The organism is Sphingomonas desiccabilis, from assembly GCF_004135605.1.
Lineage (GTDB): Bacteria > Pseudomonadota > Alphaproteobacteria > Sphingomonadales > Sphingomonadaceae > Sphingomonas > Sphingomonas desiccabilis.
Genome location: NZ_SDPT01000001.1, coordinates 878,288 through 901,992, shown reverse-complemented (window position 1 = coordinate 901,992; position 23,705 = coordinate 878,288). Strand labels below are relative to the sequence as shown.

At 69.6% G+C, this 23,705-nt stretch carries 24 protein-coding genes and 1 tRNA gene; 12 read left to right on the top strand and 13 right to left on the bottom strand.

All coding sequences use genetic code 11. The features are described from left to right. Positions 1–5: 5 nt before the first annotated feature. The 3 genes from EO081_RS04355 to EO081_RS04345 are packed head-to-tail and all read right to left on the bottom strand — an operon-like array spanning position 6 to position 1,612. Positions 6–494, bottom strand: coding sequence for a GAF domain-containing protein (locus EO081_RS04355; protein WP_129340672.1), 489 nt, complete (start codon positions 492–494; stop codon positions 6–8). A 29-nt stretch (positions 495–523) separates the two neighbouring features. Continuing rightward, the gene (gene arfB / locus EO081_RS04350) at positions 524–949 is read right to left on the bottom strand and encodes an alternative ribosome rescue aminoacyl-tRNA hydrolase ArfB (RefSeq protein WP_129340671.1); all 426 of its coding nucleotides are present in this window, start codon (positions 947–949) and stop codon (positions 524–526) included. 12 nt (positions 950–961) lie between these two features. Continuing rightward, a complete protein-coding gene (locus EO081_RS04345; RefSeq protein WP_129340670.1) occupies positions 962–1,612 on the bottom strand; it encodes an RluA family pseudouridine synthase in 651 nt (216 codons plus the stop codon). A gap of 90 nt (positions 1,613–1,702) precedes the next feature. On the opposite strand from EO081_RS04345, the gene EO081_RS04340 reads away from it, so the two are divergent. Beyond that, a complete protein-coding gene (locus EO081_RS04340) occupies positions 1,703–2,593 on the top strand; it encodes a M15 family metallopeptidase (protein WP_240697533.1) in 891 nt (296 codons plus the stop codon). Positions 2,594–2,627: 34 nt separating this feature from the next. On the opposite strand, the gene wrbA is transcribed toward EO081_RS04340, so the two are convergent. Together wrbA and EO081_RS04330 are read right to left on the bottom strand one after the other, a co-directional pair. After that, positions 2,628–3,230: an NAD(P)H:quinone oxidoreductase gene (gene wrbA, locus EO081_RS04335; protein ID WP_129340669.1), complete on the bottom strand. Its 603-nt coding sequence runs from the start codon at positions 3,228–3,230 to the stop codon at positions 2,628–2,630. 114 nt (positions 3,231–3,344) lie between these two features. Continuing rightward, positions 3,345–4,043 carry a pirin family protein gene (locus tag EO081_RS04330; RefSeq protein ID WP_129340668.1) on the bottom strand — a complete coding sequence of 233 codons (699 nt, stop codon included), beginning with the start codon at positions 4,041–4,043 and terminating at the stop codon, positions 3,345–3,347. Between the two features lie 128 nt (positions 4,044–4,171). Here EO081_RS04330 and EO081_RS04325 point away from each other — a divergent pair, with 128 nt between their 5' ends. The 3 genes from EO081_RS04325 (at position 4,172) to ctrA (ending at position 6,939) form a co-directional block, all read left to right on the top strand. Continuing rightward, positions 4,172–5,077 (top strand): LysR family transcriptional regulator, encoded by a 906-nt coding sequence (locus EO081_RS04325; protein ID WP_129340667.1) that lies wholly within the window; start codon positions 4,172–4,174, stop codon positions 5,075–5,077. After that, a complete protein-coding gene (locus EO081_RS04320; RefSeq protein WP_129340666.1) occupies positions 5,077–6,102 on the top strand; it encodes an AI-2E family transporter in 1,026 nt (341 codons plus the stop codon). The genes EO081_RS04325 and EO081_RS04320 overlap by 1 nt, the downstream gene beginning before the upstream one ends. Before the next feature lie 135 nt (positions 6,103–6,237). Continuing rightward, positions 6,238–6,939, top strand: a complete 702-nt coding sequence (gene ctrA, locus EO081_RS04315; protein ID WP_129340665.1) for a response regulator transcription factor CtrA — start codon at positions 6,238–6,240, stop codon at positions 6,937–6,939. 81 nt (positions 6,940–7,020) lie between these two features. On the opposite strand, the gene EO081_RS04310 is transcribed toward ctrA, so the two are convergent. Continuing rightward, a complete protein-coding gene (locus tag EO081_RS04310) occupies positions 7,021–7,257 on the bottom strand; it encodes a hypothetical protein (RefSeq protein WP_129340664.1) in 237 nt (78 codons plus the stop codon). 118 nt (positions 7,258–7,375) lie between these two features. Between EO081_RS04310 and EO081_RS04305 the strand changes: the two genes are divergently transcribed. The 4 genes from EO081_RS04305 (at position 7,376) to EO081_RS04290 (ending at position 11,859) form a co-directional block, all read left to right on the top strand. Then, the gene (locus EO081_RS04305; protein WP_183947815.1) at positions 7,376–9,193 is read left to right on the top strand and encodes an ABCB family ABC transporter ATP-binding protein/permease; all 1,818 of its coding nucleotides are present in this window, start codon (positions 7,376–7,378) and stop codon (positions 9,191–9,193) included. A gap of 90 nt (positions 9,194–9,283) precedes the next feature. Then, positions 9,284–9,940 carry a peptidylprolyl isomerase gene (locus tag EO081_RS04300; protein ID WP_129340662.1) on the top strand — a complete coding sequence of 219 codons (657 nt, stop codon included), beginning with the start codon at positions 9,284–9,286 and terminating at the stop codon, positions 9,938–9,940. A gap of 30 nt (positions 9,941–9,970) precedes the next feature. Beyond that, the gene (gene queA, locus EO081_RS04295) at positions 9,971–11,008 is read left to right on the top strand and encodes a tRNA preQ1(34) S-adenosylmethionine ribosyltransferase-isomerase QueA (protein WP_129340661.1); all 1,038 of its coding nucleotides are present in this window, start codon (positions 9,971–9,973) and stop codon (positions 11,006–11,008) included. Continuing rightward, positions 11,005–11,859 (top strand): HpcH/HpaI aldolase/citrate lyase family protein, encoded by an 855-nt coding sequence (locus tag EO081_RS04290; protein ID WP_129340660.1) that lies wholly within the window; start codon positions 11,005–11,007, stop codon positions 11,857–11,859. The genes queA and EO081_RS04290 overlap by 4 nt, the downstream gene beginning before the upstream one ends. A 43-nt stretch (positions 11,860–11,902) precedes the next feature. Here EO081_RS04290 and EO081_RS04285 read toward each other — a convergent pair. From EO081_RS04285 to EO081_RS04280, 3 genes are all read right to left on the bottom strand, one after another. Continuing rightward, positions 11,903–11,976, bottom strand: a tRNA-Gly gene (locus EO081_RS04285). A gap of 324 nt (positions 11,977–12,300) precedes the next feature. After that, the gene (locus EO081_RS16775) at positions 12,301–12,456 is read right to left on the bottom strand and encodes a hypothetical protein (protein ID WP_165284497.1); all 156 of its coding nucleotides are present in this window, start codon (positions 12,454–12,456) and stop codon (positions 12,301–12,303) included. Between the two features lie 117 nt (positions 12,457–12,573). Then, positions 12,574–13,023, bottom strand: a complete 450-nt coding sequence (locus tag EO081_RS04280) for a TlpA family protein disulfide reductase (protein WP_165284495.1) — start codon at positions 13,021–13,023, stop codon at positions 12,574–12,576. Positions 13,024–13,068: 45 nt separating this feature from the next. Between EO081_RS04280 and EO081_RS04275 the strand changes: the two genes are divergently transcribed. Then, complete coding sequence (locus EO081_RS04275) at positions 13,069–15,027, top strand: energy transducer TonB (RefSeq protein ID WP_165284494.1); 1,959 nt, start codon at positions 13,069–13,071, stop codon at positions 15,025–15,027. Positions 15,028–15,070: 43 nt separating this feature from the next. On the opposite strand, the gene EO081_RS04270 is transcribed toward EO081_RS04275, so the two are convergent. Then, positions 15,071–15,826, bottom strand: a complete 756-nt coding sequence (locus EO081_RS04270; RefSeq protein ID WP_129340657.1) for a competence/damage-inducible protein A — start codon at positions 15,824–15,826, stop codon at positions 15,071–15,073. Positions 15,827–15,890: 64 nt separating this feature from the next. Here EO081_RS04270 and map point away from each other — a divergent pair, with 64 nt between their 5' ends. Continuing rightward, complete coding sequence (gene map / locus EO081_RS04265; RefSeq protein ID WP_129340656.1) at positions 15,891–16,718, top strand: type I methionyl aminopeptidase; 828 nt, start codon at positions 15,891–15,893, stop codon at positions 16,716–16,718. Positions 16,719–16,910: 192 nt separating this feature from the next. Continuing rightward, the gene (locus EO081_RS04260; RefSeq protein WP_240697532.1) at positions 16,911–17,480 is read left to right on the top strand and encodes a GNAT family N-acetyltransferase; all 570 of its coding nucleotides are present in this window, start codon (positions 16,911–16,913) and stop codon (positions 17,478–17,480) included. 12 nt (positions 17,481–17,492) lie between these two features. Here the strand turns inward: EO081_RS04260 and EO081_RS04255 are convergent, their stop codons facing one another. The 3 genes from EO081_RS04255 to EO081_RS04245 form a co-directional block, all read right to left on the bottom strand. After that, positions 17,493–18,836 (bottom strand): ATP-binding protein, encoded by a 1,344-nt coding sequence (locus EO081_RS04255; protein ID WP_240697531.1) that lies wholly within the window; start codon positions 18,834–18,836, stop codon positions 17,493–17,495. Next, positions 18,833–19,543 carry a response regulator gene (locus tag EO081_RS04250; RefSeq protein WP_129340655.1) on the bottom strand — a complete coding sequence of 237 codons (711 nt, stop codon included), beginning with the start codon at positions 19,541–19,543 and terminating at the stop codon, positions 18,833–18,835. Before EO081_RS04250 ends, EO081_RS04255 begins: the two co-directional genes overlap by 4 nt. Before the next feature lie 135 nt (positions 19,544–19,678). Beyond that, the gene (locus EO081_RS04245) at positions 19,679–21,349 is read right to left on the bottom strand and encodes an MFS transporter (RefSeq protein ID WP_129340654.1); all 1,671 of its coding nucleotides are present in this window, start codon (positions 21,347–21,349) and stop codon (positions 19,679–19,681) included. Between the two features lie 352 nt (positions 21,350–21,701). Here EO081_RS04245 and acs point away from each other — a divergent pair, with 352 nt between their 5' ends. Then, complete coding sequence (gene acs, locus EO081_RS04240) at positions 21,702–23,660, top strand: acetate--CoA ligase (RefSeq protein ID WP_129340653.1); 1,959 nt, start codon at positions 21,702–21,704, stop codon at positions 23,658–23,660. Positions 23,661–23,705: the final 45 nt, after the last annotated feature.

Genomic DNA, 23,705 nt, shown 5'->3' with positions numbered 1-23,705 from the left:
CGAGGTCAGGCGCCCGCGATGCGCGGCGCGAGCCGCTGCATCAGCATCTCGCAGCCGGCCGCGTCCTCGGCGTCGAAGCGCGCCGGCGAGGGGCTGTCGAGATCGAGCACGCCGAGCAGGCGGCCGTCGTGGACGATCGGCACCACCAGCTCCGAGCGGCTGGCGGCGTCGCAGGCGATGTGCCCGGGGAAGGCGTGCACGTCTTCCACGCGCTGAGTCTCGCGGGTGGACGCAGCGGCGCCGCACACGCCCCTGCCGAACGGGATGCGGATGCAGGCGGCCTTGCCCTGGAACGGCCCCAGCACCAGTTCGTCGGCGACGTTGCGGTAGAAGCCGGACCAGTTGAGGTCGGGCAGATATTCCCACAAGAGCGCCGCCGCGTTCGCCATGTTGGCGACCGCATCCGGCTCGTCGGCGGTGAGCGCATCGAGCGCATTGGCGAGTTCGCGGTACAGCTCCTGCTTGGAGCCGGCGGCGATGTCGAAGACGTACATGGCGTTCCTTTTTCGTTGCGGCCCGGCGCTCAGTCGACGCGGACCTTGCCGCGTCCGGCCTTGACGGCGCTGCGGCCCTTTTTCTCGTCCACCCGCCGCGCCTTTGCCGCGCGGCTGGGCTTGGTCGGCTTGCGCTTGCGCGGGACAAAGGTCGCCTCCCGGATCAGGGCGACCAGCCGCTCGCGCACTTCCTCTCGGTTGAGGAGCTGGGAACGCGCCCCCTCGCTGCGCAAGACCAGCACGCCTTCGCGCGTCATCCGCGATCCCGCCAGCTCGGCCAGCCGGTTCTTCACGGCTTCCGGCAGGCTCGGGGAAGCCGCCACGTCGAAACGCAGCAGCACCGCGCTGTCGGTCGTGTTGACGTGCTGCCCGCCCGGCCCGCTCGCGCGCGTGAAGCTTTCGACGAGCTCGTCGCTGTCGATGCTGATCGAGCGGGTGATCGGGATGGCTGCCATGCGGGCGGCGCCTCAGCTGTCCCCGAAGCCAGCGGCTGCGAAGCTCGGCGGCAGCGGCGCGGTCGCCTCCACCGGGGGCTTGTTGGCGCGGGGCACGGTCAGCTGCGCGGCGTGGAGCAGCATCGCGCCGCCCGGCCGGCCATAGACCGGGTCGCCCGCCACCGGCGCGCCCAGCGCCTCGGCGGCGTGGACGCGGATCTGGTGGGTGCGGCCCGTCTCGGGGAAGAAGGCGACCAGCGCGCGGCCGCCTTCGGCGCGCAGCAGCTTCCAGTTGGTGCGCGCCGGCTTTCCCTCGGGATCGCCGACCATCCGCCAGCCCGCTTCGGCGCTGCTCACCTTGGCGAGCGGCAGGTCGATCGTGCCGGAGCTTTCCGTGGGCACGCCGTCGAGCACGGCCAGGTAGCGCTTCTGCACCAGCCCGCCCTCGAACGCCTGCTGGAAGCGGGCGTGCGCCTTGGGATTGCGGGCGAGCAGCAGGCAGCCGCTGGTATCCCGGTCCAGACGGTGGACCGGCGTCGGCAGCCGCTGGAAGCCGAAGGTCAGCTCGTCCAGCCGCGATTCGATGCTCGGGCTGCGATCCCGCGGGCGGTCGACCGGCAGCCCCGCCGGTTTGTCGATCACGATCGCTTCGCCATCGATGAAGAGCACAAGGTCATCCAGCATGGGAGGTCCCTTGCCACCGCCGTCGCCCACATGCCAGAGCGCAGGCACCGAAAGGCGGCAGCGCCGTCGCGTGCGGTTCAGGAGGTCGGATTGCGTAACTCCCTGCGGATGTCCGCTGCGCTGGTGCTGGCGCTTGCCGCCTGCTCGGCGCCCAAGCCCGCCTCGGTCGAGGCGCCGGTGGTACCGGCGCCCGCGCAAACACCTGCGCCGGCAGCACCGCCGCCCGCCGTCGCCGTCAACCGCGCGCCGATCGCGCTGTGCGACCGCGGCATCGTCCAGCCGGGACCGGACGGCCGGCTGTTCAACCACTTCCCCTACCCGGACACGGTGGAAACCGCGCTGATCCCGGCGCCGGAGGAGTTCGCGCCGGGCGGCAGCTGTCGCATCCACCCGGCGATGCTGGCGGACCTCCAGGCACTGCTCGCCCGCGCCAACCAGGATCCGGCGATCGCGGGCAAGCTGCGGGCGGTGTCCTGCCACCGCTCCGTCCGCCTGCAGCGCCAAACCTTCTGCGGCGGCATCAACCCGGACGGGAGCAGCAGCTTTCGCGAGCGCGCCTGGGCATCGGCGCCGCCGGGGTTCAGCGAGCATGCGACCGGCTATGTGGTAGACTTCGGCACGCGCGACCGCGGCGGCTGCCCGGATGCGGAGGCCTGCTTCGCCGCCACCCCCGCCGGCCGCTGGCTGATCGCGAATGCCGCCGAGTTCGGCTTCGAGCAGTCCTTCCCGGCCGGCAACAAGCAGCAGGTGAAGTGGGAGCCCTGGCACTGGCGCTGGGTCGGCCGCACGCCGAACGCGCCGGGCGCGGCAACCGCCCGCGGGGTGTTCGCGCCGGCCGCCGCGCGCTTCCCCGCCTATCCCAACCGTCCGGAGGACAAGCGGCTGCTGGCGCCGCGGCCTGCGGCACCTGCCGCTCCGGCCCCGAAGCAACCGGCGGCGCCGGCTCCCGTGCAAGCCACGGGACCGACGCCGCAGGGCTGAGGCCCGCCGCTTCGGGAGCGGCGGGTACCCCGGATCAGGCGGTGAGCTTGGCCGCGGTCTCGGCGATGCGGCGGCCCTGGTAGCGCGCCGACTCGAGTTCCTCCTCGTGCGGCTGGCGGCTGCCGTCGCCGCCCGCGATCGTGGTCGCGCCATAGGGCGATCCGCCGCGCACCTCGTCCACGCCCATCTGCCCCTGGAAGCCATAGTCGAGCCCGACGATGGCAAGGCCGTGGTGCAGCAGGTTGGTGATGATCGAGAACAGCGTCGTCTCCTGCCCGCCATGCTGGCTGGCCGTCGAGGTGAAGGCGCCGCCCACCTTGCCGATCAGCGCGCCGCGCGCCCAGACGCCGCCGGTCTTGTCCCAGAACGCCGCCATCTGGCTGGTCATGCGGCCATAGCGGGTGCCGGTACCGACGATGATCGCGTCATAATTGGCGAGCTCGTTCACGTCTTCCAGCACCGGATAGGGCTGATCCATCACATAGTGAGAGGCGCGGGCGAGATCCTCCGGCACCGTCTCGGCGACGCGGCGGATGTCGACCTCGGCGCCGGCGCCGCGCGCGCCCTCGGCCACAGCCTCGGCCATCTTCATGATGTGGCCGTAGGACGAATAATAGAGCACCAGAACCTTCGCCATCGCATGTCTCCTTGCTTCTGCCCGCCCGTCGGGCTGGTATTCGGGGGCCCGCCCAGGGAGGGAGAGATCGGCAGGCCCCCTTCCCCGGCCGCGCGTCGCGGCCCGGGAAACTCGTTATTCGGCGTCGACCAGAACGATCTCCGCATCCTCCAGCGCCGTGATCGCAACGGTCGTACCGCCGTCGATCGCCGCGCCGTCGCGGGCGTCGAAACGCACGCCGTCGATCTCCACTGCGCCGGTCGCCGGGACCAGATAGGCGTGGCGGCCTGCGCCCACCTCGTGGGTCAGGGTCTCTCCCGCCTTCAGCGTCGCGCCCAGCACCCGCGCGTCGGCGCGGATCCGCAGGGCGTCGGCGTCCTCGGCAAAGCCGCTCGCCAGCGTCACCAACCGGCCCGAGCGATCGTCGCGCGGAAAGGGCTTGGCACCCCAGGCGGGCGCGCCGCCCTGTACGCGCGGCTCGATCCAGATCTGGAAGATCCGGGTCGTCTCCGGCTCGAGATTATATTCGGCATGGCGCACGCCGGTGCCGGCGCTCATCACCTGCACGTCGCCCGCCGCCGTGCGCCCGGTGTTGCCCATCGAATCCTGATGGGTGATCGCGCCGCTGCGAACGAAAGTGATGATCTCCATGTCGCGGTGCGGATGCGGCGGGAAGCCGCTGTTGGGCGCGATCTCGTCGTCGTTCCAGACGCGGATCGCACCCCATCCCATCCGCTTGGGATCATGGTAGTTGGCAAAGGAGAAATGGTGCCGTGCGTTCAGCCAACCATGGTCGGCATGTCCCAGGCTTGCGAAACTGCGCTTGTCGATCATGGGAAAGTCCTTTCCGCTGGCATCGAGCCGTTGGTGGAAAGGTAGGCACTCCCATCGCAACGTAAACGGAAACGTTGGAAACTGATCGTTGCGGCGCTATAGCTGCTCGGGACGGAGGTGCTGGTCCGATGATGCTACCCGACTTCGAGGCCTGGGCGATCTTTGCGTCCGTGGTCGAACACCGTTCCTTCAGCGGTGCCGCGCAGGCGCTCGGCACTTCCAAGGCGACGGTTTCTAAGGCGATCAGCCGCCTGGAAGCACGGCTGGGCGCCACGCTGTTCCACCGCACCTCGCGCCGCCTGACCCTGACCGAAAGCGGCCGTGCCCTTTCCGAGCGCGCCGCCCGCATCCTGGCCGAAGCGCGCGAGGCCGAGGAAGTCGCGCGCGATTCCAACAGCACGCCCACCGGGCGCGTGCGCCTGGCGGCGCCGATGAACTTCGGCCTCACCCGCGTCGCCCCGGCGCTCGCCGACTTCCTGACCCTGTACCCCGGCATCGAGGTCGACCTGACGCTGTCGGACGCCCCGACGGACATCGTCGCAGAAGGGATCGACGTCGCGCTGCGGGTCGCCGAACTGCCGGACAGCAGCCTGCGGGTCCGCCGGCTGGCGCCCGTCACGCTGCACCTGGTCGCGGCGCCCGCCTATCTGGAACGGCACGGCCGGCCCGAGCACCCCGCCGACCTCGCCCACCACGCCTGCCTGGCCTATACCAACGCCAGCCGCCCGTTCGTCTGGCAGTTCCGCCGCGGCAACGAGGAAGTCGCGATCCGCCCGGCGGGGCCGCTCTGCACCGACAGCGGCGAGGCGATGCTCCCGGCGCTCCGGGCAGGTCTCGGCATCACGCGCCTGCCCGACTTCATCGTCGACCAGGATCTGGCGGACGGCACGCTCGTCGAACTGCTTCAGGACTGGCGGGAGACCAACATGGCGCTGCACCTCCTCACCCCGCCCGGCACGTTGCGCCCGGCCCGAGTCGAGGTGCTGATCGAGTTCCTGGCGGAACGTTTCCGCCAGCTGTGCGCGAGCCGTTAGTGAACCGGCTTCGCCCGGATGCGGAGGACGCCCGCTTCCTGCGCCGCGTCGTCCTGCTGATCCTGATCGCGGCGGTCGCGGTCGCGCTGTACCGCGCGCTCAACCTCTTGATCCTGGCGTTCGGCTCGATGCTGGGCGCAACCGTCATCCACGCACTGGCCGACATCTATGGGCGACGCCTGCGCGTTCCGGAGCGTGCGCGGGTGCCGGCCGGCATGGTGACGGTGCTGGCGTCCGTCGGCTTCCTGGTGTGGCTTTTCGGCTATCAGTTCGGATCGCAGGTGAACGCGCTGGTGCTGGCGCTGCCGGGCCTGCTCTTCGACCTTGCCGCCTGGATGTCGCACTCGCCCGTCGGCGCGCGCATCGTCGAGGCGGTGGAGGCGGCCTTCGCCGGCTCCCGCATCGCGCAGGACATCGGCGGCCTCGTTCAGGGCTCGGGCGAGCTGCTACTCAACTGCATCCTGCTGCTCGCCGGCGCCATGTTCTTTGCCGCCGATCCCGCGATATACCGCCGCGGCGCGCTGTTGCTGGTCCCCCGTTCGAAGCGAGACGCCTTTTCGGATGCGCTCGACGACACGGCGGAGACGCTGCGGCTGTGGCTGCGCGCCCAGATCATCCTGATGACCAGCATGGGGGTGCTGATCGGCGTCGGCCTGTGGATCTCGGGCGTGCCGTCCGCGGCCGCGCTGGGGCTGCTGGCGGGTCTCAGCGAGTTCATCCCCTATGTCGGCCCGACTGCGGCGATGATCCCGGCGCTGGGCCTGGGCGCCACCCAGGGCACGGGGCCGCTGATCGGCGCGCTGGTCACCTATGCGGTGGTGCGCCTGCTACAGACCAACTTCATCACGCCCTTCGTCCAGGCGCGTGTGATCGCGATCCCGCCTGCCATCACCCTGTTCGCGATCATCGGCATCGGGATGGTATTCGGCCTGTTCGGCCTCTTCTTCTCGGCGGCGTTGCTGGTGGTGATCTTCACGCTGATCCGCAGCCTCTACCTGCGGGAGACGCTTGGCGAGGACGTGTGACATTTCGGCATCCGTACGCGTTCGCGCTAAGAAGGATTTAGGAACGCGTTAACCTTTTGCCTTCACCCCCGTTTAGGTTAATGATTGTCCTACGGCGCGCCGCCTCCGGTCCGCTCGCCGCACAGGGGGACTGCGATGCGCGTTTTGTTGATCGAAGACGAGCCGACCACCGCCAAGGCGATCGAGCTGATGCTCGAGGCCGAAGGGTTCAACGTCTACACCACCGATCTCGGCGAGGAGGGGCTCGATCTCGCCAAGCTCTATGACTACGACATCATCCTTCTCGACCTGAACCTGCCCGACATGCACGGCTACGAGGTTCTGAAGAAGGTCCGCGTGGCCCGGGTGCAGACGCCGGTCCTGATCCTGTCGGGCATCAGCGAGATGGACACCAAGGTCCGCTCGTTCGGCTTCGGCGCGGACGACTACGTCACCAAGCCGTTCCACCGGGAAGAGCTGATCGCCCGCATCCACGCCGTGGTGCGCCGCTCCAAGGGCCATTCCCAGTCGGTCATCAAGACCGGCAAGCTGGCGGTGAACCTGGACGCCAAGACGGTCGAGGTCGACGGCAACCGCGTGCACCTGACCGGCAAGGAATATGCGATGCTGGAGCTGCTCTCGCTCCGCAAGGGCACGACGCTGACCAAGGAGATGTTCCTGAACCATCTCTATGGCGGCATGGACGAGCCCGAGCTCAAGATCATCGACGTGTTCATCTGCAAGCTCCGCAAGAAGCTCAGCACCGCCTGCGAGGGCGAGAACTACATCGAGACGGTGTGGGGCCGCGGCTATGTGCTGCGCGATCCCAACGAGCAGCCGGCGGCTCAGGTCGCCTGATCCCGCCCGTGCCGGACACGAAAAGGGCCGCGGCTTTCAAGCAAGCCGCGGCCCTTTTCCGTTGGCCGGAAAGAGCGCTGGTCAGCCGCCGCGGCTCGGCTGGGGCGGCTCGTTGCTGGCGAGGCGAGCGCTCCGCTGCTGGCAGGCGGCGGCGATCGTGGGGTAGCTCAGGTCGGTGTTGCGGACCAGCGCGTCGGGCATCGCCGCCTGGCACGACTGGATGCTGGTATAGGTCGCCGGCTCGATCCGCGCGCTGCGGCACTGGCTGGAATCATCGGCACAGCCCATGATCGCGATGACGTACAAGATCGAGCTCATTCGACTTCCTTTCGGGGAGTCAAGCGATTGAGATTACATCCGGTTCCCTCTGCCGTGCGCGGCCGCGACCTGCCGGCTCCGTTGCGCACCGGGCCTGGACATCCCAAATCGGGATCCGATGCCTCCTGATACTTCTGCTCCCGCCGCATCCCAGCGGCCGATGATCGCGACCCTCCGGCGCTTCCTTCCCTATCTCTGGCCGCAGGGCCAGGCGGGGCTGAAGCTGCGCGTGGTCGGCGCGCTGCTGCTCGTGGTCCTGTCGAAGCTGGTGCAGGTCTATGGCGCACCCTTTGCGCTGCAGAACGCGATCGACACGATGAGCGCGGGCAGCCGCGACGCGCTGTGGCTCGTGGTCGCGCTGATCGTCGGCTATGCGGCCGCGCGCTTCGGGGCGACGCTGTTCGACAACCTGCGCAACATGGTGTTCGAGCGCGTGGGCCAGGACGCGGCGCGGCGCCTGTCGGGCGCGGTGTTCCGCCATCTCCACGGCCTGTCGCTGCGCTTCCACCTGGAACGGCGCACCGGCGCCGTCACCAAGGTGGTGGAGCGCGGCACCAAGAGCATCGACACGATGCTCTACTTCCTGCTGTTCAACATCGCGCCGACGGTGCTCGAACTGGCGCTGGTGCTGGGCATCTTCGGCATCCGCTTCGGCGGGTGGCTGGTGGTCGGCACGGTCGTGATGGTCGCCGCCTACATCCTCTTCACGCGCTGGGTGACGGACTGGCGCAACGCGCTGCGCGAGCGGATGAACGACCTCGACACGGGCGCGGTCGCCCACGCCGTCGACTCGCTCCTGAACTTCGAGACGGTGAAGTATTTCGGGGCCGAGGGCCGCGAGGCCGAGCGCTACGAGCGTGCGGTCGCCGCCTATGCGACCGCGGCGGTGCGCAGCGAGAACAGCCTTGCCCTCCTCAACATCGGCCAGGCGCTGATCACCGGCGTGATGCTGGCCGGTGGCATGGCGCTGGTGGTGTTCGGCTGGGCGAGCGGGCGCTTCTCGCCCGGCGACGTGGTGCTGGTCTCCACCCTCCTTACCCAGCTGTTCCGCCCGCTCGACCTGCTCGGCATGGTGTATCGCACCATTCGCCAGGGCGTGACCGACATGGGCGCGATGTTCGACCTGATCGACACGCCGACCGAGGTGCGCGACGCCCCCGAGGCGCCGGCGCTTGCCGTATCGCACGGCCATGTCCGGTTCGAGAACGTCCGCTTCGGCTATGATCCGGAGCGGCCGATCCTGAAGGGCATCGACATCGACGTGCCGGCCGGCACCACGCTGGCGGTGGTGGGTCCTTCGGGTGCGGGCAAGTCGACGCTCGCGCGGCTGCTGTTCCGCTTCTACGATCCCACCGGCGGGCGGATCACCATCGACGGGCAGGACATCGCCCGGGTGCGGCAGGACTCGCTGCGCGCGGCAATCGGCATCGTTCCCCAGGATACGGTGCTGTTCAACGACACGGTCGGCTACAACATCGCCTATGGCCGTGCCGGCGCGACCGCGGAGGAGATCGCCGCCGCCGCGCGCGGTGCGGCGATCGCGCCGTTCATCGAGAGCCTGCCGGACGGCTACGACACCCGCGTCGGCGAGCGCGGGCTGAAGCTTTCGGGTGGCGAGAAGCAGCGCGTCGCGATCGCCCGCACCCTGCTCAAGAACCCGCCCGTGCTGATCCTGGACGAGGCGACCAGCGCGCTCGACAGCCGGACGGAGGCGGAGATCCTCTCCACGCTGGAGGCGATCGAGCAGGGCCGCACGACGATCGTCATCGCCCACCGCCTCTCCACCGTGGTGCACGCCGACCGCATCGTCGTGCTGGAGGCCGGCCAGGTGGTGGAAAGCGGCACCCATGCCGAACTGCTACGCAAGGGCGGCGTCTATGCCGAGATGTGGGCGCGCCAGGCCGCCGAGCGCGAGGAGGCGCTCGCCGCCGCCTGAGACGGGGTGCGGGTGCGGGGCAACGGGCCCCTACCCCCGCCGCGGGAAATCCTCTAAGCCGCTGGCCGAGAACTTATCCCCGGGGTGGAAATGCGCCTGTTTGCCGTTGTTTTCGCGTTGTTCGCGTCCTTGTTCGCGCTGCCGGCCGCAGCCCAGCTGATCGATGTTCCCGGCCGCGCGGCACCGCCCGCGACCACGGACAAGGAAAATCTCTGGCTGCTCGACCTGTCGAGCGGTGGCCGCGTCACCGTCTGGCTGCGCCCCGACGTGGCCCCCAAGGCGGTCGAGCGGATCAAGACGCTCACCCGCCAGAAGTTCTACGACGGCCTGCCCTTCCACCGCGTGATCGAGGGCTTCATGGCGCAGGGCGGCGACCCGAAGGGCGACGGCACCGGCGGCTCGGAGCTTCCGGACCTGGAGAAGGAGTTCAACTATCTTCCCCACGTCCGCGGCGCCGTCGCCGCCGCGCGCGCGCAGGACGAGAACAGCGCCAACAGCCAGTTCTACATCATGCTCGCGCCGCGCCTGGCCCTCGACAAGAAGTACACGGTGTTCGGCCGCGTGCTCGAGGGCATGCAGTATGTCGACGCGATCCAGCGCGGCGAGCCGCCGGCGAACCCGACCCGCGTGATCCACGCCTATATCGCCTCCGACAATCCCCCGCCGTACCAGGCGGCGCCCGCCGCCCCCGCCGTGCCGGCCGAGGACCAGAACCTGACGCTGCCGTCCGGCCCCGCCAAGCGCTGAGGCAAGCGCCGGGCATTCGGCGGACCTGAGATGAACGTAGACGATTTCGACTTCGAGCTGCCGGCGGAGCGCATCGCGCTTCGCCCGGCGGCGCCGCGCGATGCCGCGCGCATGCTGGTGCTCGACGGCGCCACCACCCGCGACGCGGTCGTCACCGATCTTCCGGACGCGCTGCGCCCCGGCGACCTGCTGGTGTTCAACGACACGCGCGTCATCCCTGCGCAGTTGGAGGGCCGCCGCGGCGAGGCGCGGATCGGTGCCACCCTCCACAAGCGCGAAGGGCCGCGCGCCTGGCGCGCCTTTGTCCGCAACGCCCGCCGCCTGCGCGATGGCGACGTCATCGACTTTGGCGCCGGCGTCACCGCGGCTGCCGGCGAGCGCGGCGACGACGGCAGCGTGCTGCTGGAGTTCGCGGGCGACGAGCCGGTCGAACTGCTGCTGGAGCGCGCCGGCCGCATGCCGCTGCCGCCCTACATCGCCTCCAAGCGCTCGACCGACGCACGGGATGCCGAGGATTACCAGACGCTGTTCGCGCGCGAGGCCGGTGCCGTCGCCGCCCCCACCGCAGCACTCCACTTCACGCCCGGGCTGATGGCGGCGCTGGAGGCACGCGGCATCGGCCACGCGACGCTCACGCTGCATGTCGGTGCCGGCACCTTCCTGCCCGTCAAGGCGTCGGACACGGACGAGCACCGCATGCATGCGGAGTGGGGCCGGCTCGACGCGGAGACGGCCGAACGGCTCAACCAGGTGCGGCGCGACGGCGGACGCGTGATCGCGGTCGGCACCACCAGCCTGCGCCTGATCGAAAGCGCGAGCGGAGAGGACGGCATCATCCGTCCGTTCGAGGGCGATACCGCCATCTTCATCACGCCGGGTTATCGCTTCCGCGGCATCGACGGGCTGATGACCAACTTCCACCTGCCGCGCTCGACGCTGTTCATGCTGGTGTCGGCGTTGATGGGGCTGGAGCGGATGCAGGCGGCGTACGCGCATGCGATCGCGAGCGGCTATCGCTTCTACAGCTATGGCGACGCCTCGCTGCTGCTGCCCGCACGGCCGGCGTGAGCGACCTTCGCCCCCGCCGCAGCGCGCTGTTCCTGCCGGCGTCGAACGCGCGCGCGATCGAGAAGGCACGCACCCTTCCCTGCGACGTCGTGATCCTCGACCTGGAGGATGCGGTCGCGCCCGAGCAGAAGCAGGCGGCGCGGGAGGCGGCAGTCGCGGCGGCCCGCACGGGCGGCTTCGGCGCGCGCGAGCTGGTGCTGCGCGTCAACGGCCTCGACAGCCCCTGGGCAGCCGACGACCTCGCCGCCGCCGGCAGTGCCCCCTTCGACGCCGTGCTGGTCCCCAAGGTGAATGCCGCGGCCGACATCGATGCGGTCCAGGCACAGCTGCAGCGCGCCCCGATCTGGGCGATGATCGAGACCTGCCGCGCCATCCCCGCCCTCGGCGCCATCGCCGCGGCTGCCGAGCGCATGCGGCTCCAGGCGTTCGTGATCGGCACCAACGACCTTGCCAAGGAACTGCGCTGCCGGCTCTCCCCCGATCGCGCCGAGCTGCTGCCGCTGCTGAGCCTCGCGCTCGCCGCCGGGCGCGGCTGGGGGCTGACGGTGCTCGACGGCGTCCACAACGCGATCGACGACGATGCGGGGTTCGAGGCGGTGTGTCGCCAGGGCGCCGCCATGGGCTTCGACGGCAAGACGCTGATCCACCCGCGCCAGATCGCCGCCTGCAACGTCGCCTTCTCCCCTACCGACGAGCAGGTCGCGCAGGCACGGGCGATCGTCGACGCCTTCGCGACGCCGGACGCCACCGGAAAAGGCGCTATCCGCCTGGGTGGAGCGATGGTCGAGCGGCTGCACCTGGAGGAAGCCCACCGCATCCTCGCGCTGGCGGGGCAGGCCCGCGGCCAGTGACGGCCACCCTAAGGGGCTAAGCCAGCGATGCGACGGAGAGGCATGGAGCGGGTGAAGGGAATCGAACCCTCGTCGTAAGCTTGGGAAGCTTCTGCTCTACCATTGAGCTACACCCGCGACCTGCTGACAAAGCAACAAGTTCCTGCCCTTCGGCAGTTCCGATCCAGGCGGCGAAGACACCACCGGATACGGCTGTGCCGGCATTAGGCCGCCAAATGATTCGGCGCAAGCCATCCCGTGTACCCGCCAAAGGCCGCTCCCGGGCGGAAGCGCGCCCGCATCGTTGCTGCCACCTCGCGCAAAGACGCGTGGCGGCGCGTGGCAGGAGACAGGCGCGGCGTGCGATCGCCCCTCCGCTCAGCCGCTGGCGCACGCAAAACGGCGGGGCCGGCCTCGCACGCCGGGACGCGATCGCCGGCCGAAGCGAACCTTCGTGCCGCCTTATTCCTCCAGCCAGCACTCATGGCATTTGGTGCGACCCACTTCGGCCTGCGCGCCGCAGTGGCACTGGCCGGGATCGGGCGCCCGTAGCGCCTGGTCGAAGTAGCGACGCGGCGCGTGCAAGACCGCACGCGCGACACGAAGAATGGCACCCATCCCCTATCTCCTTCTTTTCTGCGCGCAACTTGCCAAGGGACAGGACGCGTGTCGAGTCGGTACTTTGCGAGACTTTCTTCGTCGCTGGCGCGTCCGTGGAACAGCCTGCCCGACCGGTCAGAGGCTCGCCTCGCAGCGGGAGACCAGGTCCGCCGCCCGCGCGGGATCCAGACCGCGCCGGCTGCTCGCGCAGGGCCGGCCGTCGGCACCGAGCGCGACACTGTAGGGAAGCCCTGCGGTTGCGGAGAGAAGGTCCGCTTGCACGCGCGTCCACCCTTCCCCTTGCGGCCGCCAGCGCTGGACGGCGGGAACCCCCGCCAGCATCTGTTCGACCCGCCTGCCGCTGTCGACCGGCACGACCAGCACTCGATACGGGCGCGCGGCGGCGGTGATCTGCGGCAACTGCTGCAGTTCCGCACGGCACGGCGCGCACCAGCCGGCCACGAACAGCAGCACGGTTCGCGTCGGATATGCGGGCGGCTCGCCCGCTGCCGAGGTGGCCGACAACAGGACCACGCCCGCGAGAACAGCATGAAGCCGACGCGTAAAGAAAAATGCGGTCGACACGATGCTTCGTCTCATGCTTTCGTGATGGCGGGGGGAAAAACACCAATGCTCGCAACTATTCTGCACGTACTTGCGGCAGGTCAAGCCGCTGCGGCACCTGCACCTGCGACCAACCTGCAGCAGTTGTTCGATCGCGCGAACGAGTCGGCTGCCAACGGCAAGTGCGAAGATGCGGTCCGTGACTACGCATCGATCGAGGCGCGACCACAAGGCAGGAAGAACGCGCTGCTCACCGGTGCGATCGACGTGCGCAAGGGCGCGTGCCTGATCTCCCTCGGCCGGGTGGAAGAGGGCGAAGCGGCGCTCCGCCGCGGCCTGCCCGTCCTGACGGCTCAGGGTGTGGAGTTCACCAAGGACGTGCGCGACGGTCAGATGGCGCTCGGCGGCGTGCTGATGCGGCGCTTCGACTATGCCGGGGCGGCCACGGCCTATCGCGAGGCCTTGCAACGCTCCCAAGGGGCCGACCGCATCAAGCCGCTGATGCAGCTGGGGCAGACCCTGTCCTTCGACGGCGATGGCGCGGCCGTGCGCTACGCTGCCGAGGCGCGCAGCATCGTGTTCGCCGACCCCACCATGTCGAAGGACAGCAAGGCCGCCGTTCAGACGATCTATGGCCGCACGCTGCTCAACCAGGGGCAGTTGAAGGAAGCCTATGCGGAGCTGAAGGAAGGCCTGAAGAACCAGGGCGGGCTCACCAACCGGGTCGACATCAGCGACATCGTCACCCGGTCCGACCTAGCGATCGCCGCCATGCTGAACGGCGACAAGGAAGGCGCTCGCCGCTATCTGGCCTACACCGGCGCCGGGCGCATGCGCGACACGCCGTTCAGCCGCGCCGCCAGCATGCAGCCGCCGCTGTGCGGGGGCGCCACCGGGCTGAAGCCCGAGGATTTCGCGATCGTCGAGTTCTCGCTGGGCGAGGATGGCGCCATCTCTGGCGTGCTGCCGATCTACACCACGGGCGGCCGGAACGTCGCGATCGCCTTTGCACAGGCGGTGTCGGAATGGTCGTGGAAGCCGGAGGATGCCAAGGCGGTGCCGCCGCTGTTCCGCTTTGCCACCCGTGTCGAGCTTCGCTGCACCCGCGTGGGCGAGCGTCCGGACCTGACCGCCCCGCTGGCAGAGCAGTTCCACGCCTGGCTCGCCGGGGCGGGGAAGCGCGAGCCGGCCTGGTCCGGCATGCCCGACGCCGCTGCCATCGCGCTGATCCGTCCGGCCGTAGAGCAGGCACGCGCCTCCGGCGACCGCTTGGCGCTGATCCAGGCGCTGGCGGCGCTTGGCGACAACCGCGCCGCCGCGGACAAGGAACGGACCGATGCGCTCGACGAAGCGATGCGGTCTGCGGCTGCAGCGCAGGCGCCGGTCGCGGCCAGTACCTATCTCACCGTCAAGCGGACCTATGCGGATCGCGATTGGGGCAAGCGCGACCGAACGGGGCTCCGGACGCTTCTGTCTGTTCCGGCCGTTGCGTCCGACCCACTGAGTGCGGCGACACTGCGGCTGCTGGTCGCGGTTCCCGGCTACCGCCAGTCGCGCCCGGCCGATGCGATGGCGCTGCTGGAGAGCGTCACCGAAGCGTCTTCGCTTCCGGCGCAGCACCCGCTCAAGGTCAACGCCCTGCTGCAACAGGCGACGATCCTGGCGGACAAGGGCGATCTGGTCGCGGCCCGCGCCAGGTTCGACCGGACCGGCTTGGACGAGGGTCAGTGCGCGCTGATCGGCTTGAAGCCGGCGATGCGCCGCTCGGGCGTGTCGAGCAGCGACTATCCGATGGAAGCTCAGCGGATGGGCTTCGAGGGCTGGGGAATGACCGAGTTCGACATCGCCGCCGACGGACGCACCATCGCACCGCGGGTCATCGCCGCCTACCCGCCCTTCGTCTTCAACGAAGCGGCAGCCGGGGTATTCCGGGGCGCGCGGTACGAGAGCAGCTACCGGCCGAGCGGCGGCCTGGCCTGCACCGCCGAGCAAGCCTCCATCACGTTCCAGCTTTCCGGGTTCTGAGGGGAGCGGAGCGCGGCGCCCGTCCGGACGCCGCGCTCCGCCTTCAGATGCCGCCCGTCACCACCGCGTAGCCGGCGGCGACCAGCCGCGCCGCTAGGTCTTCGACGCAGGCGTCCAGCAACGGCTGCTCGGTGGCGCGGACCACGAAATTGGCGCCCACCCTGCCTTCGCGGAAAAAGGGGTAGCTCCCGATCGAGACGCCAGCGTGGCTACGCTCCGCCTCGCGCAACAGTTCGGCGACCTCGCTCTCCCCCACCCAGCAGCCGAGCGTCGCGGAAAGCACCGGCAGCCCACCTTCCAGCGTACCGGTCAGCGCGTCGAGCATCGCCGCGGCGATATGCGGCACCCCGGCCAGGATGAAGAGGTTGCCGACGCGGATACCCGGCGCGCCCGACTGGCTGTTGGCGATCAGGGTCGCCCCCTCCGGCACCCGCGCCATGCGCAGCCGCGCTTCGTTGACCCCCCCGCGCCCGGCATAATGCGCCTCCAGCATAGCCTGCGCCTCGGGATGGACGACCACGGGGACGCCCAGCGCCGCCGCCACCGCGTCCACCGTGATGTCGTCATGCGTCGGCCCGATGCCGCCGGTGGTGAAGCAATAGTCGTTGCGCGTCCTCAGCGCATCGAGCGCCTCCACGATCGCCGCCTGCCGGTCGGGCACGATCCGCACCTCGGCGAGGCGGATGCCCTGGACGTTCAGCCAGGACGCGAGCTGGGCCACGTTGCGGTCCTGCGTCCGTCCGGAAAGAATCTCGTCCCCGATGACGAGCAGGGCGGCGGTCCAGGTGCGCACGGTCATGTGCCCTGCATAGCGCCCGTCCCCGCCCTCGCAAAGCGGCACCCGAGCGGTTATATCGCGGGGCATGACCGAATATGTAACCGTCACCGCCGACACTCCCCTGGCGCGCACTGGCGCCATCAAGCTGCATGGCCCCGAAGCGTTCGAGGGCATGCGCAAGGCGGGGCGCCTGGCGGCCGAAGTGCTCGACGCGGTGACGCCGCACGTGGTCCCGGGCGTTTCCACCGCCGAGATCGACGCGATGATCTTCCGCATGATCGACGATGCGGGCGCGGTGCCGGCGACGCTGGGCTATCGCGGCTACACCCATTCGACCTGCATCTCGATCAACCATGTCGTGTGCCACGGCATCCCGTCCGACCGCGTGTTCAAGGATGGGGACATCGCCAACATCGACGTGACGCCGCTGCTCGACGGCTGGCACGGCGACACCAGCCGCACCTATCTGGTCGGCAACGTGCCGATCAAGGCGCGCAAGCTGGTCGAGGTGACCTACGACTGCCTGATGCTGGGCATCGAGCAGGCGCGGCCCGGCAACCGGCTGGGCGATGTCGCCCATGCGATCCAGCAGCATGCCGAGGCCCATCGCTATGGCGTGGTGCGGGACTTCTGCGGACATGGCGTGGGCCGGCTGTTCCACGACGCGCCGGAGGTGGTGCATGCCGGGCGTCCAGGCACCGGGCCGGAGCTCAAGCCGGGCATGATCCTGACGATCGAGCCGATGATCAACATCGGCAAGCCGGACGTGAAGGTGCTGGACGACGGCTGGACGGCGGTGACCCGCGACCGCTCGCTCTCCGCGCAGTTCGAGCATTCGATCGGCATCACCGAGGACGGCTGCGAGATCTTCACGCTCAGCCCGGCCGGATACACCAAGCCGCCCTATCTCTGATGGCGGGGCGCCGCCGCTTCGGCTGCGGCGTTCCTTGCGCCAGGACAAGGGCAGCCGCGGCAAAGCCGTCCATCGCGGGCTGGCCGCGGGTCGCCGCATCCCCTAGCCTGGGCTTGTCGGCATGGACCAGGGCTTGGGGCATGCTGGCGCACACGCCCCGGCAAGGCGCGCCGCAACGAGGGAGAGGCCAGAATGAGCGATCACAACAGCGAAGACATGGCGCGGGTCGGCACCGGGCAGCCGGTGGCGAACGCCGATCGATGGACGGGATCGCTGACGACGCGGAGCGGCTTCACCTTCCACGTCCGTCCGGCTCGTCCCGGCGACGAGGAGCGGCTTGCCGAATTCTTCCGCCATGTTTCCGAAGACGACATCCGCTTCCGCTTCCTGATCGCGCTCGACAAGGTGGGCCACGACCGGCTCGTCGCGATGACCGCGGTCGACCATGACCGCACCGAGAACTTCCTGGCGCTCGACGACCAGGGCCGCATCCTCGCCACCGGCATGCTCGCGGCCGATCCGCAGCTGGAGCGGGGCGAGGTCGCGATCTCGATCCGCACCGACCACAAGCGCCGCGGGATCAGCTGGACGCTGCTCGAGCACATCGCCGCCTATGCCGAAGCGCGCGGCATCCGGACGCTGGAATCGATCGAGGCGCGCGAGAATCGTGCCGCCATCGAGCTGGAGCAGGAAATGGGCTTCACCGCCCATCCGCTGGAGGACGATCCGACGCTGGTGCTGGTCCGCCGCACGCTCGGCTGACCGGCCGGTCCGTCAGGCAGCGCCCGGTAGCGGCAGGCGGATTTCCGCGCACAGCCCGCCGGCTGGGCGGTTCGACAGGTGGAACTGCCCGCCCTCTGCCTCCACCGCCCGCACGACGATCGACAGCCCCAGGCCGAAGCCGATCGTGTCGCGCTTGCGGGCGGTGTCCAGGCGGACGAACGGCTCCAGCACCAGCGGCAGCGAGTCCTCCGGAATACCCGGCCCGTCGTCCTCGACCGACAGCACCACCGCCTCGTCCTGCACCGCCAGGCGGATGCAGACGGTATCCGCGTGATGCACCGCATTCTCGACCAGGTTCACCAGCGCGCGCTTCATCCCCGACGGACGCAGCCGGCACTCGAAATGGTCCGGCCCATCATAGGTCACGTTCTGGCCGAGGTCGGCCGCCTCGTCCGCCACCGTCGCGCTCAGCACCGCCAGGTCGATCAGCACGGGCTGCTCGGGCTCGCCCTCCCCTCCCAGAAACGCGAGCAGCGAGGCGATCATCGCCTCCATCTCCGCAAGGTCCGAATCGAGCGTCTCGCGAAGCTCGTCGTCCGCCACCCGCTCGGCACGCAGCCGCAACCGGGCCAGCGGCGTGCGCAGGTCGTGGCCCACCGCCGCCAGCGCGCGGGTGCGATCGTCGATCAGCCGGTGGATGCGCGCCTGCATGCGGTTGAAGGCCGCCACCACGCGGCGCACCTCCCCGGGCCCCGCCTCGGACACGCGGATCGGCGCCCCTTCGGGACCGCTGCGGCCCACCCGGTCGGCGGCGGTCGCCAGCTGGCGCATCGGCAGCAGCGTGCGCCGCACCAGCAGGCCGCCGATCACGATCAGCGCGATCGCCGGGATCAGCGCCAGCAGCACCCGCTCCCACGCGAGGTTGAGCGTGCGCAGTGATTCGAGGGTGCGGAAATGCAGCCAGCTGCCGTCCGGCAGGCGCAATCCCCCGGTGACGACCGAACTGCGCCCGGGCGAGGTCAGCCGCAACCGCAGGTCCGAGGTCGCCAGCGACGGCTCCCAATCCAGGACCTGCTCGCGCATCCCGTCCAGCGACGGGGAGATGCGTGCGGGGGCCGGCAGCTCCGGACTCCAGCGCAGCTCGTAGCGGTCGGTGGTGAGTTCGGCCGCCATCGCCTCGCGGCGCGGGGGCGGACTCTCGGCGATCAGCCGGCGTGCGATCACGAGGTGCTCGGCCAGCCGCCGTGCCTCGTCGTCACGGACCGAAAACTGGCTCGCGCGCTCGTACAGCAGCGTGCTGACGCCGAACTCGAGCGCGGTGGTGAGCAGCAGGATCGCAACGATGCGGCCGAGCAGCCCGAAGGACGGGTGCACGAAGCGCGCGAATCCGGTCAAGCGCGCTCCACCGGCACGTTGAGCATGTAGCCTACGCCGCGCACCGTGATGATCGGCGCGCTGCCGCCGGCGCCCGAGAGCTTGCGGCGCAGACGGCTGACCAGCACGTCGATGCTGCGGTCCGAACTGTCGCCCAGGCGGGTGCGGGACAGCTCGATCAGCCGCTCGCGCGCGATCACGCGCTGGGCATGGTCGAGCAGCACGGCCAGCAGGTCGAACTCCGCGCCGGTCAGGTCGACGACCGCGCCGGTGGGGGAGCGGGTCTCGCGACGCCGCAGGTCGATCGTCCACCCGTCGAAGCGGCGAAGCCCCTCCTCCCGCGCGCCTGGGGGTACCTCGCGGCCGCCGCGCCGCAGCACCGCGCGGACGCGCGCCAGCAGTTCGCGGGTGCTGAACGGCTTGGGCAGATAGTCGTCGGCGCCGAGCTCCAGGCCGGCCACCCGGTCGGACTCGTTGCCCTTGGCGCTGATGAAGATGATCGCGACGTTGCTGCGCTCGCGCAGCTGCCGGCAGAGCTCGATCCCGCTGGGGCCCGGAAGCATGATGTCCAGCAGCACCAGGTCGGCAGGATGCGCGTCCAGCGCCTCCCACATCTCCTGCGCCGCGGATGCGGTGCGGACGAGATACCCGTTCTCCTGGAGGGCGCGGGCGGTCAGCGTGCGGAGTGCGGCGTCGTCCTCGACGAGCACGATGGAAGGGGCGCTCATGCGGTTCGTCGATCCGGAACGGGGCGGTTCATGGGGTTCGGAGGTAGGCAGCGGCCGGGCGTTGGTCAACGCGCCGTGCCAGGAAGGAAGAAGGGGCGGCCCTCGCGACCGCCCGATCCCGCCTCCTGCCGCGGATCAGGAGTCGATGTCGCGGCGGAAGGTCTCGGGCAGGAAGAGCAGCGCGACCACCAGCGTCACGGCGGCGATCACGATCGGATACCACAGGCCGTAGTAGATGTTGCCGGTGGCAGCCACCATCGCGAACGCCGTGGTCGGCAGGAAGCCGCCGAACCAGCCGTTGCCGATGTGATAGGGCAGCGACATGGCGGTGTAGCGGATCCGGGTCGGGAACAGCTCGACCAGCAGCGCCGCGATCGGGCCATAGGCCATGGTCACCAGCAGCACGAGGACGATCAGGATGCCGACCACCATCGGCTTGTCGATCCGCGCCGGATCGGCCGCCCCAGCCGGGTAGCCGGCGGCAGTGAGCGCCTGCTGCACCCTCGCGCCATAGGCCTTGATCGCATCGGCACGGGCGGGGCCGGTCACCGCCGCCGGGTCCACCGCCGGCAGCACCTGCCCGCCGACATGGATGCTGGCGATCGTTCCCGCCGGCGCGACGACGTTGCTGTAGGAGATGCCTGCCTTGGCCAGATAGGCCTTGGCGATGTCGCACGAGCTGCTGTCGAACTTGTTCTTGCCCACGGGGTCGAACTGGACCGAGCATTCGTTCGGGTCCGCCACCACCGACACCGGCGTCGTCCGCTGCGCCTCATACAGCGCCGGGTTGGCGGCATGCGACATCGCCTGGAACAGTGGATAATAGAGCAGCGCCGACAGCAGGAAGCCGCTCAGCAGCACCGGCTTGCGGCCGATCCTGTCGGACAGCCAGCCGAAGAAGACGAACGCCGGCGTCGCGATCAGCAGCGCGACCGCCACCAGGATGTTGGCCGTGGCCCCGTCCACCCGCAGCGTCTTTTCCAGGAAGAACAGCGCGTAGAACTGGCTGGTGTAGAAGATCACCCCCTGCCCCATCGCCGCGCCGAGCAGCGCCACCAGTACCACCTTCAGGTTGCGCCAGGTGCCGAACGCCTCGGTCAGCGGCGCCTTGGAGGTCTTGCCCTCGGCCTTCATCCGCTGGAACACCGGGCTCTCGCTCATCTGCAGGCGGATCCACATCGACACCGCGAGGAGCACGATCGAGATCAGGAACGGCACCCGCCATCCCCAGCTCGCAAACGCTTCCTCGCCGACCGCAAAGCGGGTCCCGATCACGATCAGCAGCGCCGCGAACAGACCGAAGGTCGCCGTCGTCTGGATGAAGCTGGTGTAGAGGCCGCGCTTGTTGTTGGGCGCATGCTCCGCGACATAGGTGGCGGCACCCCCATATTCGCCGCCCAAGGCCAGCCCCTGGAGCAGCCGCAGCACGACCAGCGCGATCGGCGCCGCGACGCCTGCGGTGGCATAGCTCGGCAACAGGCCGACGATGAAGGTCGACAGGCCCATGATGCCCATGGTGACGAGAAAGGTGTTCTTGCGGCCCACCATGTCGCCGATCCGCCCGAACACCAGCGCCCCGAACGGCCGCACCGCAAAGCCCGCCGCAAACGCGGCCAGGGCAAAGATGAACCCGGTGGTCTCGTTCACGCCGGAGAAGAACTGGGCGGTGATGATCGTCGCCAACAGGCCGTAGAGGTAGAAATCATACCACTCGAACACCGTGCCCAGCGAGGACGCCGCGATGACGAGCTTCTCGCCCTGGGTGGCAGGGTGGTGTTTGGGAATGTCCCCCTGTGCGGTCGCCATGTGCTGCCCCTCTCCTTCGGTTCGCGATGCGCGGCGTGACCCTTTCTGCGGGGCCATCGCCGGTCGGCTGCCGGGGCGCCGCGCACGCCCCGGACCCGGTTTCGGCCATGGTGGCGGCATTCGAATTGCGGGTCGAGCCACTTGATCGGCCGGATCCGGAAAATCGCAGCCCCACGCCGGCCGGTCGCGAATCGCTGATCCTTCCATCCGCTCCCTTCGTCCCATTTTGGTCTTGCGCCCGGGGGCGCGGGCGCGGGAGAATGGCGGGGACACCGGTCGCGCGCCGGCCCCGTCCGGTCGTGGCGACATGCCCGCTGGCGGCGCGTTCGAACCGAAGAGAATGGAGAGGATGATGACCCAGTCCTGCTACCCCGTGCCGGCCGAATGGGCCGAAAGGGCGCTGATCGACCAGGACCGCTACGCCGCCATGTACGCGGAGGCCGCGACCGATCCCGACGGCTTCTGGGCGCGCGAGGCCGAGCGGCTCGACTGGGTGCGCTTTCCCAAGCGGATCAAGGACACCTCGTTCGAGGAAGCCGACTTCCACATCCGCTGGTATGAGGATGGTATCCTCAACGTGGCCGAGAATTGCGTCGACCGGCATGCCGCCAAGAACCCGGATCGCGTCGCCATCCTGTGGGAAGGCGATACGCCCGGCGAAGAGCGCAAGATCAGCTACGGCGAGCTGAAGGACGAGGTCAGCCGCCTCGCCAACGCGTTCAAGACGGCGGGCGTCAAGAAGGGCGACCGGGTCACCATCTATCTGCCGATGATCCCGGAAGCCGCGTTCGCGATGCTCGCCTGCGCGCGGATCGGCGCGGTGCATTCGATCGTCTTCGCCGGCTTCTCCCCCGACAGCCTGGCCAACCGCATCCAGGATTGCGGGTCGAAGCTGGTCATCACCGCCGACGAGGGCCTGCGCGGCGGCAAGCGCGTGCCGCTCAAGGCCAATGTCGACGCGGCGCTGGGGGAAGATGCCGGCAAGATCGTCGAGACGGTGATCGTCGTGCGCCGCACCGGCGCCGAGGTGGCGATGCAGGAGGGCCGCGACCTCTGGTACCACGATGTCGTCCAGGCGGAATCTACCGACTGCCCGCCCGAGCCGATGGGCGCGGAAAAGCCGCTGTTTATTCTCTATACCTCGGGCTCGACCGGCAAGCCCAAGGGCGTGCTGCACACCACCGGCGGCTATCTGGTGTGGGCATCGATGACGCACCAGTACGTCTTCGACTATCGCCCGGGCGAGGTGTTCTGGTGCGCGGCCGACGTGGGCTGGGTCACGGGACACAGCTACATCGTCTATGGGGCGCTCGCGAACGGTGCGACGACGCTGATGTTCGAGGGCGTGCCCAACTACCCCGACTTCTCGCGCTTCTGGCAGATCGTCGACAAATACCAGGTGACGAGCTTCTATGCGGCGCCGACCGCCTTGCGCGCGCTGATGCGCGAGGGGGACGAATGGGTGACGAAGACCAGCCGCGCGTCGCTGCGCGTGCTGGGCTCGGTCGGCGAGCCGATCAATCCGGAGGCGTGGGAGTGGTATTACCGTGTCGTCGGCGACAGCCGCTGCCCGATCGTCGACACCTGGTGGCAGACCGAGACCGGCGGCCACATGATCACGCCGCTGCCCGGCGCGACGCCGCTCAAGCCCGGTTCGGCAAGCAAGCCGCTGTTCGGGGTGATGCCGCAGCTGGTCGATTCCGAAGGCGTGGTGCTGGAGGGCGCGACCGAGGGCAATCTGGTGATCGCGGACAGCTGGCCGGGGCAGATGCGCACCGTCTGGAACGACGCCGACCGATTCTTCCAGACCTATTTCACCACCTATCCGGGCAAGTATTTCACCGGGGACGGCTGCCGCCGCGACGCCGACGGCTATTACTGGATCACCGGCCGTGTCGACGACGTCATCAACGTCTCGGGCCACCGCATGGGCACCGCCGAGGTGGAGAGCGCGCTGGTGGCGCATGCCAAGGTCGCGGAGGCGGCGGTGGTCGGCATGCCGCACGACGTGAAGGGCCAGGGCATCTACGCCTATGTGACGCTGAACGCCGGCGAGGAAGGCGATGTCGCGCTCCGCAAGGAACTGATCCAGTGGGTCCGGCGCGAGATCGGACCGATCGCCACGCCCGACGCGCTGCAGTTCACCCCGTCGCTGCCCAAGACGCGATCGGGCAAGATCATGCGCCGCATCCTGCGCAAGATCGCCGAGAACGACTTCGGCAGCCTGGGGGACACCTCCACGCTCGCCGATCCGGGCGTGGTCGACGCGCTCATCGCCGGCCGGGAGGATGCGACCCGGCTGGCGGCATAGCCCTGCGCCGGCCCGGCCGCGGACGATCGATCACCGTTCCGGCCG